This window comes from Paenibacillus sp. Y660, from assembly GCF_057221575.1.
The window spans coordinates 69,067-82,191 of sequence record NZ_JBXBBJ010000003.1 but is presented as its reverse complement, the minus strand read 5'-3'; the positions used below and the strand labels follow the sequence as shown (position 1 = coordinate 82,191).

Below are 13,125 nucleotides of genomic sequence, written 5' to 3'. Positions count from 1 at the left end.
AACAACACGGCCGATAGGACTAGCATTCGCGAAGGAGAACGGCAATTTATGAAAAATTTACGAATTCAGCCTGATCGTTTGGAGAAGCAAATTCACGAATTAGGGGAAATCGGACAAAACGTACGCGGAGGCTTGGATCGAACGACGTTTACACCCGCGGAGCTTCAGGCGCGGAGCTGGCTGATTAAAGAGCTTCAGGAGCTTGGCCTTGAGGTGAGGCTTGATGCCGCTGCGAATATTTGGGCAAGACGGCCGGGCAGCGAGCCGAATTTGCCTGTCATTGCTTTTGGATCGCATATCGATACTGTACCGAATGGCGGCAAATACGATGGGGCGCTTGGCGTCTTAATGGCACTAGAAGTTATGCGTGTATTGAAGGAAGAGGGCGTTCAAACGCGCCATCCGCTGGAGCTCATTTCTTTCAGCGCGGAGGAACCGAACCCGTTCGGCTTGTCAACGTTCGGAAGCCGGACGGTAGCGGGGAAATTAAAGCGGCCAGACCTCGATGGCATTTATGACGATAAAGGCCTCTCGATTATAGAAGCATTAAATAAAGCGGGAGGGAACTCGGAGCAATTCGAATCTGCGAAGCGAGAGCCGAATGAGCTTGCTGCCTTTCTTGAGGTGCATATCGAACAGGGCAAGCGTCTTCTTGAGCGAAATATCCCTGTCGGCATCGTAACGGCGATCACAGGCATTTATCGTGAAGAGGTTATCGTTCACGGTCAAGCGAATCATGCCGGAACAACCTTGATGAATGATCGGAAAGACGCCTTAATGCTGGCCTCGGAGCTGATGCTCGCTTTCGAAGCCGTATGCCGCAATCATCCAGCCGATGAAGTCGTTGGAACGATTGGACGAATCGTCAATTATCCGAATGCGGCGAATATCATTCCTGAGAAAGTCGTGTTTAATTTGGAAGCTCGAGGGAAATCCACCGAGGAAATTCAGCAGGTTATTTCGTCATGGAACGTTGCAGTCGAAGAAATTGTACGCAGAAGAATAGGCAAGGTTGAGCGGCGGGTTGTACTCGATCAAGCGCCAGCAACGATGGATCAAACGGTTATTGATGTTTGCAAGGAGCAGTCCGAAGCATTAGCGCTCGAAACGCTCTACTTAGGCAGCATGGCAGGACATGATGCGGTGCATATGTCGGCTTTGACCCGGGCAGGGATGCTGTTTGTCCCGAGCATTGACGGGAAGAGCCATTGTCCGGAGGAAGAGAGCCTCATGACGGATATCGAGAAAGTCGCTAATGTTTTGCTTCACGCCATTTTGTCCTTGGATAAAAGATTAGAGGAGTAGGGGGATGAACATGCAGCAATTATTTATTGCAGATTATGTATATACGCAGGATGCTTTTGAGCCGAAGCAAGCCATCCTAGTGGAAGATGGCATCATCAAGGAGATCGGTCCCGAAGAGCGGCTGAGCTCGCGTTATCCGGCTGCTGAAAGGATTTTGTGGTCCGGCAAAGCCATCGTCCCAGGTACGGTCAATTCGCATAACCACTCCTTCCAAAGCTTGCTGCGTGGTATCGCCATTGACCGGCCTTTTCTCGATTGGAGAGACGAGGCCCTCTATAAATATACGCCGCTTCTGGATGAAGAGGCTATCTATACCGGGGCGCTGCTTGCCTTCGGGGAAATGCTGCGTTATGGCGTAACCACAGTGAGTGATTTCTTCTATGTCCACAACGGTGGAACGGCACATGATGAGGCAGTTATTCGTGCAGCTAACGACCTTGGCATTCGGCTCGTCTTTGCCCGTACGATGTACGATTGGACCGGTGCGCCAATCTCTTATCGGGAGACGGTCGATGATGCGGTCAAGCGCACCCGCGACCTTGCCATCAAATATCAAGGCAATCGGATGGTAACGGTGCATCCTGCGCCTCACAGCCCTCATGCGGCTTCACCGGAGATGATTAAGGCAGGGCACAGGCTCGCGCAGGAGCTGGACACTCCGTTTCATATTCATGTAGCGGAAGAGATGTTTGAGGTTGAGGAAACGCTGCGGGATTACGGCTTGCGTCCGGTTCATTATTTGGATTCGCTCGGCGTGCTGGATGAGAGAATGATCGCCATCCATCTCGTCTGGCTGGATGATTCCGAGATCGAGCTCCTCGGCAAACGCAGCTGTTCCCTCGCCTACTGTCCGTCAAGCAATATGTTTCTTGCCGACGGCGTTACTCGCATTCCCGATTTGCTGAAATCAGGCGTGAAAATAACGCTGGGAACTGACGGCGCATGTAGCAACAACCGAATCAGCGTATTTGAAGAGATGCGGATGTGCTCCATGCTGCAAAAGGTGACAAGGCTGGATGGAACCTGCATTACTGCGGGCCAAGTATACGAGATGGGAACGAAGCGCGCCGGCGAGATTTTGCGCATGCCGATCGGCGTGTTGGAACAAGGCGCTTACGCTGATTTTGTGGCCTTGGATATCGATGACTTGTCGCTTGCACCGAAGAACGAGCTATTTGCGAATATGGTTTATGCGATGCAGCCGGGCGCTATTTCCTATGTCGTCGTGGGCGGCAAATTGATCGTAGATAATGGGAAGCTTACTACCGTTCCCGAACGAAACATCGTTCATCGTGTGGATTCATTATTTGATAAATGGTCAACCGTTTAACTGCCAAAAACCCTTCCGATCCCAAGTAAAGGATCAGAAGGTTTTTTTTTATATGACGCTGGCTATTGATGAAGCAAATATAGTCGCTTTTATAATAGCGGTATTTTTTTCAGCTTCGTTTGTGAAATGAGCTTGAATCTGCCGCTTTGGATCGATATTTGAAATAAGCAGCATATCGCCTGACTGAAGCTGTTCAGATATACCGCCATCTATACGGAAAGTAATGGCGCCGTTAGCGCAATAAATCGCTTCGAACACTTGGTTGAAATCGTTAGTAGATAAATAGGGGCCAAGAATGACCGTTTGAGCAGATTCATCCATGTGCAGTGCTTGAAGCTCGCCTTTGTAGCCTTCAGTCAGCATCAGATTGAAATCTTCTACTTTCCCAAAGCTTTGGGTTGTCCACTCTCCGCTGTAGCTATCCTGTTCATAGGGCTTCAACACAGTCTGATGATGCCCTTCATGCTGAAGAGTCATTTCTCCCGCTGTGACCATCGTTAGTCGCCAAATGCCGGGAAGGGGGGTGAAGGTGGATTGCTCGACTTCGACTGTTGCCGTACTAATTCTCCATCCAAAATTCCGCTTCGAATAATCTGCATCTTGAGGGTATATGGCAACCTCCGTTGTCGTACCGCCCGACCATCTTGCTGTGTGCTGCTGAGCTTTCCTGCATAATTGAAATGAAAGAGAAATAATGACCATCGCCTTCCGTTCTTAAATGAATTTGCATGTATGTAATTATAACATATGAAGTGCTGTTTGATGCGTGTTGAGAGGGGCTGTGAACAGTCTTTATCATCTGCAAGAAAGGCTGGTTTGCTATATTCTATAAGCAGTGAACGTGTGCCAAGATGGACATGAACTTGCCTTCGCGATACAATGCTTATAGACAAATAAATATTAAGCATGGCTTGAAGGGATGAATAATATGTATCCGGAAATGACGGCAGCTGAGCTGGATGACCAGCTAAAGGCAGGCAAAACCTTAAATCTCGTTGATGTCCGCGAACCGGATGAATGGCAAGCTGGCCATATTAAAGAAGCACGCAGCATTCCTTTATCGGAGCTTCAGGAGCGGTCGAATGAGCTTCAGCAGGGCGAGCAAGAAATCGTTCTGATTTGCCGGAGCGGCGGCCGCAGCGGCAAAGCCTGCGACTTCTTGCACGCACAAGGCTATAAAGTAGTAAACGTAACAGGCGGCATGCTGCAATGGCCAGGCGAGGTAGCGCTGGGCGAATAATGGATCCATTTTTGATAAAGCTGTTTCTTCAAAAAAAGTCCTCCCAAGGACTTTTTTTGTTTGTATGCTAGGTTGTGGAATAGTTGCTCAGCTCAACGGGCAAAATCATATCTGATTATCTGGATAGCTGCTGTGAAAAATAACAGATTGCTATTCTTTTCATATCATGCTTAGCCACAGGTTGAAACACAAAATAGAAAGGATGAATGAGAATGATGCTTCAAGAGCATACAGCTGAAGAAATTAGCGAGTTGATGTCGATATTAAAAAATTCGTTGTCAATGGAGCTGAGAGTGAGCAATGAAGAAGTGCAGAACACAATAACAATGATGGAAAAGCATGGATTTAAATATAAGGTCTCATGGTCGTCAATGGAATTGGAAGATCATACGGTGATCGATTTTTGGAAGAAAGAACTGATCAAGAATCCTTAACGTTTCCGCTAAGCTGGTTCTATTCCGTTAACGAATAAACCATTCGAACATATACTGAAGCATACATACTTCAGGAGCTAACTTGGAGCGCAAGCTGGGGTATTCTTATTTTAAAACCGATTATACATTTTAGAGAAAACTTCAGGCTGCGGCGTAATTGAAGTGAAGGATTAGGTGATTGAAATGATTGTTATCAAGACGCAGGAAGAAATGATGAAAATGAAAAAAGCGGGTGAAGTATTGGCAGCCTGCCACCGGGAGCTGCGCTCTTTCATCCGTGCTGGCATTACCACTTTAGAAATCGATCAATTTGTTGAAGCTTTTTTGGAAAAGCATGGCGCGACGCCGGAGCAAAAAGGGTATAATGGATATCCGTTCGCGACTTGCGCTTCAATTAACGATGTCATTTGCCATGGCTTTCCTAGTCAAACCGTACTGGTGGAAGGCGATATCGTAACGGTTGATATGGTCGTTAAATTGGATGGCTGGCTCGCCGATTCGGCTTGGTCCTATACGGTTGGGAATGTGTCGGCAGAGGCGCAAAGGCTGCTCGATGTCACCAAGGAGTCGCTCTATAAAGGCATTGAACAGGCTGTAGTTGGAAACCGGATCGGTGACATATCGCATGCAATTCAAGTCTATGCTGAAGCGCAAGGGTTCTCGGTCGTCCGAGACTTTATTGGTCATGGCATCGGCCAGAAAATGCATGAAGAGCCTCAAGTGCCCCATTATGGACCTCCGCATAGAGGCACGCGCTTAAAGGCGGGTATGGTGCTGACCATTGAGCCGATGTTGAATACGGGAAAATACCACAGTAAAATTGATGCAGACGGATGGACGGCAAGAACGGTCGATGGCGGTCTGTCGGCTCAATATGAGCATACGCTGGCGATCACCGATGATGGTCCGATCATTTTGACTGAACAATAGCAGTCCTTGATTTTCAAGCATGAAATACAAAGGCTTCCGTCATTCGGCGGAGGCTTTTTTTTGCGGACATGTAACATTTTTTACGAATGGAGCGTCTTATTTATGTGAAAGAAAAATTCCATTATATTCTTTCTTTTAGAGAATGACTAACAGATCTGGGAGCAGGAACAAAAAATGAAAACGAGAAACGGGTACATCTTATTGGCTGTTATGGCTTTATTGCTAATTATTTTTGTCTTTAATTGGCTTAGAACGAATACGAACAATTTTAACATGTTCATGCCTTTTGCCGTCACGTTGAATAACGATTCTGACTATGACATCGTTTCGGTGGAGATGGGAATGGTCTCAGGCTCATCGGAGCATAAGTATACGAAGACAATAAAAGCTGGCGACAGCGTTCGAATTAAACCGCAGCTGCAATTAACGGGCGAAGGCGCTGTCTACTTAAAATACACGGATTCTAGAGGGATTACGAGAGAAAATATCGCTTGTGGATATACGGAATCGTTAACCGGAAGAGCTGAGCTGACGATCGATAATGACCGATTTGTTCTAAATGAGCAAGATTGCTGGTAATGGGTGCTTCACTTTTTTGATAACCAGCAGCTATAGCTATGTCAATGGTTATTCCAGCTTGACATAGCAAAGACGATCCTGTATAAATATTTCTAAGCAATCAATTGGAAATCACAACATTAGTGAATGGGACAGTAATCTATGACGGATAGTTGCAGCGAGCCGGGTCAGTGGAAGCCGGTACGGATGTCTTAGATGAAGCGGACCCAGGAAATGGTTTGCCGAACCGAAGTAAGCAGCAGTAGGCAAATCCGGTCATGGACCGTTACGAAAACGAGGGGTCAAGCAGCTTGCACGCTTGGCACTTAGAGTGGTACCACGGGATCTTTACGGCTCTCGTCTCTTATTTTAGAGACGGGGGCCTTTTTGTATTTTTTATGCGAATGGAGGAATGGGAATGATTAATGAACAAATCATTGCGGCGATTGAGGTTATTATGCAGCGAATGTTATCGGAGGCCGGGCTGCAGCGGCCTGTAAATCTGAGGATAGCGGTGGAGCATCCCGTTAATCTGGAGCATGGCGAATACAGCAGCAATATTGCGATGCAGCTTGCAAAGCTAATGAAGCGCGCTCCTTCCCAGATTGCGGGTGAATTCAAGGAGCAGCTGCTCACCGAGCCGAGCTTGTCCTCATCTATCGCTCGTATCGAGGTAGCTCCTCCAGGCTTCCTGAACTTCTATGTGAATTGGTCCTGGTGGGCTCAAGCTTCAGACCAGCCGGCAGCACGGATCACAGAAGCGAGAAACAAAGTGCTGATCGAGCATACGTCGATCAATCCGAATAAATCGGCTCATATCGGACATTTGCGCAATTCCTGCATCGGCGATTCGTTAGCGAGAATGCTCAAACGGACAGGACATCAAGTAGAGGTGCATAACTATATCGATGACCTAGGCAATCAGCTGGCTGATACGGTGGTTGGCGTTTTGCAGACGACGACCGAGCAGCCTTATGAGCGCTTTGGAGATTTTTGCTGGGAGACATATTCCAAGATCAATAAGGCGTACAAAGAGCAGCCTGCATTGCTCGAGGAGCGTACAAAGGTGCTTGCTCAATTAGAGGAGGGGCGCTCCAATGTAGCATGGATGGGCTTGCTCATAGCAGAACGAATCGTACGCGAGCATGTGGAGGAAATGAAGAAGTTCGGCATCTCCTATGATGTTCTCGTATGGGAGAGCAGCATCGTGCGTGAAGGCTTCTGGGAGCGAACGTATGAGCAGCTTAAGCGTACAGATATCTTCCGTAAGGAGGATGACGGGAAGCTAGCGGGCTGCTGGGTGCTTAAACAGCCGGAGCAAGAAGGCGATATCAAGGAGCAAACAGAATTCCATGCGGAAAAGGTGCTCGTACGCTCGAATGGTATTTTGACCTACACAGCTAAGGACATTGCCTATCACCTGTGGAAGTTTGGCTTGCTCGATAACGATTTTCAGTACAAAAAGTTCTCCGATCGCCTTTGGTCCACCCACGCCAGCGGAGTGAAGAAAAAAATAGGCCGCGCCGATATGGTCATTAACGTCATCGATCAGCGCCAGGAATATCCGCAAGCGATGGTTAAGCAAGCACTGCTTGCTTTAGGCTACCAGAAGCAGGCGGAGCAGCTTAGACATGTCAGCTATGGCGTTGTATCGTTAAGTCCTCAAACGGCAAGAGGTCTAGGCATTGATACCTCGGACGGGAAGCAAGCTTATGCGATGTCGGGCAGGCAAGGAATCGGCGTCAAAATCGCGGATTTCTTGGCGCATATGGAACAAATCATCGATTCGAACCGATCACGCAAGGCCGGATTATCGAGCAGCGCGATTGCAGCAGCGTCGATCCGCTACTATTTGCTGCGTTTCCACTTACAGACGGAGGTCGTATTTGATCTTGAACAAGCGACTGAGGTAACCGGGAATACAGGCGTTTATTTAATGTATTCTTATGCGCGCGCAAGCAGCATATTGAAGAAATCGGGTGTTTCGGGTATCCCAGTCCCTAGCGATACTTTGGCATCCGGCGAGCTTGGATTACAGGAACGCAGTCTGCTTAAACAGCTAGCCTATTGGCCGGAAACGCTGCAAACATCTGTCATGGAGCTCGCGCCAAACCATTTGTGCAACTACGTATATGAGCTCTCTGCTTTATTCAATCATTTCTATGCCACTTGCCCGATTCTAAAGTCAGAGGGGGAGGCGAGGAGCCTGCGCCTATGGCTCACGGAGCGTTATAAGCAAACGATGCAGGATGCGCTTGAAATACTAGGTTTGCCAGCACCAAACAGCATGTAGCCGCATGTTCCATTCATGCAATTCGATTGCCCATCATATAGTTTAACGGGAGAGGTACAGGCATGAGCGGCGATGAATGGAAGGCAGGTGCTGAGGTTGGAGCATGACATTCAGAATCAAGAAATAGAACGTGATGTCACGATAGATTTTGCGGTGCAGGGGATGAGCTGTTCTGCTTGCGCGGCAAGGATTGAGAAGGCTGTCGGCAAAATGGATGGCGTGCAAATGGCGGCAGTCAGCTTCCCGCTTCGAACGGCATGGGTACAGTTTAAGCCCGGGGTGCTCGGGGCCGCCCAGATTGCTGAGCGCGTAAAACAATTGGGATTTGCAGCGCTCTTAAATGAGACGGCAAAGGAAGGACTTCATAAGGAGCATAAGATCCTAAAGCTAAGACTTGTCGTCTCTTTAATCCTCACGCTGCCGCTGCTAACGGGCATGGCACAGCATATTCCGCTGCTGGAGCCCTTGCTGCCTCATATGCCGGCATGGCTAATGCTCCCATGGCTGCAGCTCGCGCTTGCTACGATCATACAGTTCGTGATCGGTTTGCCGTTTTATATTGGCGCTTATCATGCTGTTCGCGAGCGAAGCGCAAATATGGATGTTCTCGTTGTCATCGGCACGACCGTCGCATATCTATACAGCCATTATGCCGTTTTTCAGAGCGGCTTGCTTCGTCCGCTTGCAGAGTCGGCTGCCCATTCGCCTCCGCTCTATTTTGAAACGTCGGCTGTCGTCATTACGGCTGTGCTGCTCGGCAAATATATTGAAGTTTCAGCCTCGCTTCGAGCGCAGCACGGCTCGGAAGGCTATGGCAAGCTGCAAAGCCAGACGGCTGCGGTTGAACGGGCAGGGGAAGTCGTACGCATTCAGACGGAGTTTGTACGGGCAGGCGACATTGTTATCGTTCAAGCAGGCGAGGTCGTGCCTGTTGACGGTATTGTGAGCGGCGGTCAGTCAGCGATGGATGAATCGCTCCTCACTGGAGAAAGCTTGCCGATCGCCAAGCGTGAAGGAGATTCGGTGTGGGCAGGCACCCGCAACGAAAGCGCGCAGCTTCGCATCCGTACGAAGGCTGCGGGACATGATACGATGCTGAACCGCATTCAGGAGCTTGTCCGGCAAGCGCAGCGCTCTAAATCCGCGATTCAGCGCAATGTCGATGCGGCTGCGAGCTGGTTTGTTCCGGTTATGCTCATCTTTGCGCTCGCTACGGTCGTGATGTGGGGAGCATTCCTTGAGCCGGGGAATTGGAGCAAAGCATTCGTATGTGGCATTGCGGTCTTGTTGGCAGCTTGTCCATGCGCGCTTGGTTTAGCTGCGCCGATCTCGCTTGTCATTGCGTCGGGCAGGCTGGCCAAGCAAGGCATCATTTCGAAGGAAGCAGGTGCGCTTGAGCGGTTGGCGAGAATCCAAACGATTATTTTTGACAAGACAGGTACATTGACCGAAGGCAAGCCGCAGGTTAGCGCAGTGCTGGCGATACAGGGAAGCCGCGCTTCACTGCTCCGAATGGCAGCCGCTGCCGAAGCGGAAGCAGCTCACCCATTGGCAATCGCTATAATTCGAGAAGCAACGAAGCTGGGACTCGTTATTCCTGAAGCCAGCCAATTTGCGTTTACGCCAGGCGGTGGTGTTGAAGCGACTGTTGAGGATCAGCGCTTCGCGGTCGGCAATGCCAAATTTGCGTCCGAACGTGCTTGGAGCGTAAGCGGTGCTGCAGCAGCTTTCGCGCAGCAGCGTGAGGAGGCGGGCGAAACGGTGCTGTATGCCGCGTTGGAAGGGCAATGCGTGGGTGTCATGGCGTTTAGCGATACGGTTAAAGGAAATGCAAGAGCTACTATAAAAGAGCTCAAGTCGCTAGGTGTAGCATCGCTGCTCGCTACCGGTGATCACGAGGCTCCCGCGCTTGCTGCGGCCAAAGCTGCAGGCATTACAGTCGTACATGCTTCCATGCTGCCAGAGAGCAAGGTTGAGCTGGTGGAGCAGCTCAAGCGGCGAGGAAAGCGGGTAGCCATGGCGGGCGATGGCTGGAATGATGCGCCGGCATTGGCCGCTGCTGATGTCGGGCTTGCGATGGGGGAAGGAACGGACGCGGCGCTGAGCGCTGGGCATATGACGCTGTTGTTCTCAAGGCTGCAAGCTATCCCTGAGGCGATCAGAATCAGCCGCTTAACAATTCGAAATGTTAGACAGAACTTAACCTTCGCCTTTCTTTATAATGTGATCATTATTCCTTTTGCTGCAATTGGCCTGCTTGAGCCATGGATGGCAGGGACGGCAATGGCGCTCAGCTCGGTGTCGGTAGTCGCTAACGCGCTTCGGCTCTCCGGTCAGCTTCGGCGCAAGGCTGGATCAAGCAAATGACGATAACTTGGCAGCAGGTTGGCTTTATTATTTTGACGGGATTGTTCAGCGCTCCGCATTGCATCGGGATGTGCGGAGGCATCGTATCCGCCGTGTCGCTTAATTCTACCGCTTCAACACAGAAATCGATGCTGCTCTATAATGCGGGACGAATTTTGTCCTATACGCTGTTAGGTGCCGTCATGGGAACGGTTGGCTCCTTTGTTGATGTGGCAGGCAAGCTTGCCGGCGTACAGGGGCTTGCGTCCATTATCGGCGGCTGCTTCTTGCTGCTATGGCTATGGCGCAGGTTTCAGCTGCCTTTCATGAACCGACTATCAACCTTCCTCCACAAGCGATTGGCAGGAGGTGCACAGCGCTCAGCGAATCAAGAAACCGGGCATTTGCTTGCTACTGGTATCGCGTTCGGTTTCTTGCCCTGCGGCTTGACATATGCGATGCAAATGACAGCGGCCTCCACCGGCTCGGGGCTCGAGGGAGCGGCTGTGATGGCCTTGTTTGGCCTCTCTACCTTTCCTGCCCTAGCTGCTGCAGCGTCCATTGCATCCTTTGCAAGCAAAAAATGGCGGCGCTTCATGCGCAAAGCGAGTGTGGTGACGGCGATTGCCGTAGGCGTCATTTCGATTTTGCGAGGGCTGGCTGTCAACGGCGTGATTCCATCGATAAACCCGTGGCTATGGTAAGCAGTCTAATGAACAGCCTTCAGCAATCTGACGATGGTATAGGTTTGAGTTTCTGTCTCAACCTTTAATGTCGCCTTCCATGTGCCAGCCATGAGCGGCACGCCTTCACCTTCATATTTGCCCGGTGAAGCTTCGGTCATTTTAAATGCATAATCCCCGCAAACCATATCCAGCATTTCCAGCTTTACGGATAAGCTGGCTCCCTGCAAGGCCGCACCAGAGTCATCGGCAAGTTCGATTTGAAGGCTGTTGCTGCGAAGCACTTTGGCCGGATAAGGCGCGATCGACCAAATGGCATGGCCGCTCTCGAAAGCATGCTCCGAAATAGGAGGAGGCGCTTTGTCGCGCTGGCGGAGCCAAGTTAGCGTTATACCAGCTAGAAGAACAATGGCAAAGAGCAGGAAAACGAATTTATAAAGCGGCGATTGTGATTTATGCTGTTGCTGCATGTCGGCTAGGGACCTCCTTTTGCATAAAACAGATTCGTTGTCGGCTTTAATAATGAAAGAGGCATATTACGTTACCTATGCGGGAAATGTCAGGAGCAGAACGGAGGGAGTTGATCCGATTGGCTTAGCGAGTAATGTTGGACAAAATCCGAGAGACGGTGTATATTAACATCTGATAATTTCATACGTAAAAATAGGTGCTAATGGGAGAGTTTCTGACAATGGGTCAATCGATTGTTGGAAGTCGCTTGCTTGAAGCTTAATAGGGAAGACCGGTGAGAATCCGGCACGGACCCGCCACTGTAAGGGAATGCAGCAGGAGCTAGCCAGCGCTCGCTGTCACGACCAAGTCAGAAAATCTGCCTGTTTGTACATAACACTTTTACCTACGTGGACTTAGGGATCGTGCTTTGGAAAGCCTGCCGCTTCGTTTATTTACTAGAGCGCGTATAAGAGCATTTCTGGCACAATTGCCGGAAATGCTTTTTTTTATTTTATACGAATTAAAAAATTAGGGGTGGAGAACAAGATGAACGGAAAGAACCGCAATATGATGAAGCTTCTGTTTGGCTTGCTGTTAACGATGATGCTCGTATTCACAGCAGCATGCGGAGCAAGCAATGACACTGAAAACAAGGCTAGCAATACACCGGCTAATACGGAGCAAGCTGCTGCGAATGAGCCGGCGCCATCGGAAGAATCATCTGGTTATCCGCTAACGATAAAGGATGATACAGGTACGGAGATGACGTTCGAGCAAGCGCCGACCAAGGTCGTTACGCTTGTACCGAGTGAGACGGAAGCTATTTATGCCATTGGCTCTGGGGAGCAAGTCGTAGGGGTTGATGAATATAGCAACTATCCGGAGGAAGCTGCATCCAAGCCGAAAGTAGGCGATATGACGACTAACATTGAAGCAGTAGCAGCGCTTGACCCTGATCTTGTGCTGGCTTCACCGTCGATGAATACGGAAGCGATCACGAAGCTCCGCGAATTGAACATTCCGGTGTTCGCGACAGATCCGCTTACCTATGATGCCGTTATTGCCAAAATCGAAAATTTAGGTCATATTATGAATAAACATACGGAAGCGGCTGCCGTTGCTGACCATATGCGTGAAGTTAAGCAGCAGGTTACCGATGCAGTGAAGGACGCGGAGAAGAAGAAAGTATACCTCGAGTTTTCACCAGGCTGGACAGTTGGTTCAGGCACTTTCCTCGACGAGCTCCTGACGCTTGCAGGCGGCATCAATATTGCAGCCGCATCGCCTGGCTGGTACGAGGTTAGCGCTGAGGAAGTTGTAAAACAAAATCCTGCATTTATTGTATATCCTGCTTTGAAGGAGGACCCGAATCCAATCGTTGCTGGTATCGAAAGCCGTCCAGGCTGGGATGTCATCGATGCGGTGAAAAATAAGCACATGCATGCGGTGACGGAGGATCCGCTCGTGCGCGTTGGACCACGTCTTGCCGATGGGTTGCTTGAGCTTGCTAAAGTCATTCACCCGGATCTCGTAAAATAATCAAATGACCTATA

At 49.7% G+C, this 13,125-nt stretch carries 12 protein-coding genes, 1 riboswitch and 1 other annotated feature; of the genes, 10 read left to right on the top strand and 2 right to left on the bottom strand.

Features of this window, described 5'->3' with window-relative positions; translation table 11 throughout:
- Positions 1-48: 48 nt before the first annotated feature.
- Together AC2TDN_RS05290 and AC2TDN_RS05285 are read left to right on the top strand one after the other, a co-directional pair.
- Positions 49-1,305 carry an allantoate amidohydrolase gene (locus tag AC2TDN_RS05290; RefSeq protein WP_482065444.1) on the top strand — a complete coding sequence of 419 codons (1,257 nt, stop codon included), beginning with the start codon at positions 49-51 and terminating at the stop codon, positions 1,303-1,305.
- Between the two features lie 10 nt (positions 1,306-1,315).
- The gene (locus AC2TDN_RS05285; protein ID WP_484687239.1) at positions 1,316-2,635 is read left to right on the top strand and encodes an amidohydrolase family protein; all 1,320 of its coding nucleotides are present in this window, start codon (positions 1,316-1,318) and stop codon (positions 2,633-2,635) included.
- 48 nt (positions 2,636-2,683) lie between these two features.
- On the opposite strand, the gene AC2TDN_RS05280 is transcribed toward AC2TDN_RS05285, so the two are convergent.
- Complete coding sequence (locus tag AC2TDN_RS05280; protein ID WP_482065442.1) at positions 2,684-3,337, bottom strand: HutD/Ves family protein; 654 nt, start codon at positions 3,335-3,337, stop codon at positions 2,684-2,686.
- A 217-nt stretch (positions 3,338-3,554) separates the two neighbouring features.
- On the opposite strand from AC2TDN_RS05280, the gene AC2TDN_RS05275 reads away from it, so the two are divergent.
- The 7 genes from AC2TDN_RS05275 to AC2TDN_RS05245 all read left to right on the top strand — a co-directional run bounded on the left by AC2TDN_RS05275 (position 3,555) and on the right by AC2TDN_RS05245 (position 11,140).
- Positions 3,555-3,875 (top strand): rhodanese-like domain-containing protein, encoded by a 321-nt coding sequence (locus AC2TDN_RS05275; RefSeq protein WP_484687238.1) that lies wholly within the window; start codon positions 3,555-3,557, stop codon positions 3,873-3,875.
- 212 nt (positions 3,876-4,087) lie between these two features.
- On the top strand, positions 4,088-4,309 hold the full coding sequence (locus AC2TDN_RS05270) for a hypothetical protein (RefSeq protein WP_484687237.1): 222 nt from the start codon (positions 4,088-4,090) through the stop codon (positions 4,307-4,309).
- Between the two features lie 183 nt (positions 4,310-4,492).
- Positions 4,493-5,239, top strand: coding sequence for a type I methionyl aminopeptidase (gene map / locus AC2TDN_RS05265; RefSeq protein ID WP_484687380.1), 747 nt, complete (start codon positions 4,493-4,495; stop codon positions 5,237-5,239).
- 174 nt (positions 5,240-5,413) lie between these two features.
- Positions 5,414-5,818: a hypothetical protein gene (locus AC2TDN_RS05260; protein WP_484687236.1), complete on the top strand. Its 405-nt coding sequence runs from the start codon at positions 5,414-5,416 to the stop codon at positions 5,816-5,818.
- A 113-nt stretch (positions 5,819-5,931) separates the two neighbouring features.
- Positions 5,932-6,165 (top strand) — a binding site (T-box leader).
- A gap of 50 nt (positions 6,166-6,215) precedes the next feature.
- Complete coding sequence (locus AC2TDN_RS05255; protein ID WP_484687235.1) at positions 6,216-8,090, top strand: arginine--tRNA ligase; 1,875 nt, start codon at positions 6,216-6,218, stop codon at positions 8,088-8,090.
- 72 nt (positions 8,091-8,162) lie between these two features.
- A complete protein-coding gene (locus AC2TDN_RS05250) occupies positions 8,163-10,457 on the top strand; it encodes a heavy metal translocating P-type ATPase (protein ID WP_484687234.1) in 2,295 nt (764 codons plus the stop codon).
- Positions 10,454-11,140 (top strand): sulfite exporter TauE/SafE family protein, encoded by a 687-nt coding sequence (locus AC2TDN_RS05245; RefSeq protein ID WP_484687233.1) that lies wholly within the window; start codon positions 10,454-10,456, stop codon positions 11,138-11,140. Before AC2TDN_RS05250 ends, AC2TDN_RS05245 begins: the two co-directional genes overlap by 4 nt.
- Before the next feature lie 5 nt (positions 11,141-11,145).
- Here the strand turns inward: AC2TDN_RS05245 and AC2TDN_RS05240 are convergent, their stop codons facing one another.
- Positions 11,146-11,589, bottom strand: coding sequence for a FixH family protein (locus AC2TDN_RS05240; protein WP_484687232.1), 444 nt, complete (start codon positions 11,587-11,589; stop codon positions 11,146-11,148).
- Between the two features lie 227 nt (positions 11,590-11,816).
- Positions 11,817-11,970: riboswitch (cobalamin riboswitch) on the top strand.
- 148 nt (positions 11,971-12,118) lie between these two features.
- Here AC2TDN_RS05240 and AC2TDN_RS05235 point away from each other — a divergent pair.
- Positions 12,119-13,111: an ABC transporter substrate-binding protein gene (locus AC2TDN_RS05235; RefSeq protein WP_484687231.1), complete on the top strand. Its 993-nt coding sequence runs from the start codon at positions 12,119-12,121 to the stop codon at positions 13,109-13,111.
- Positions 13,112-13,125 lie beyond the last annotated feature (14 nt).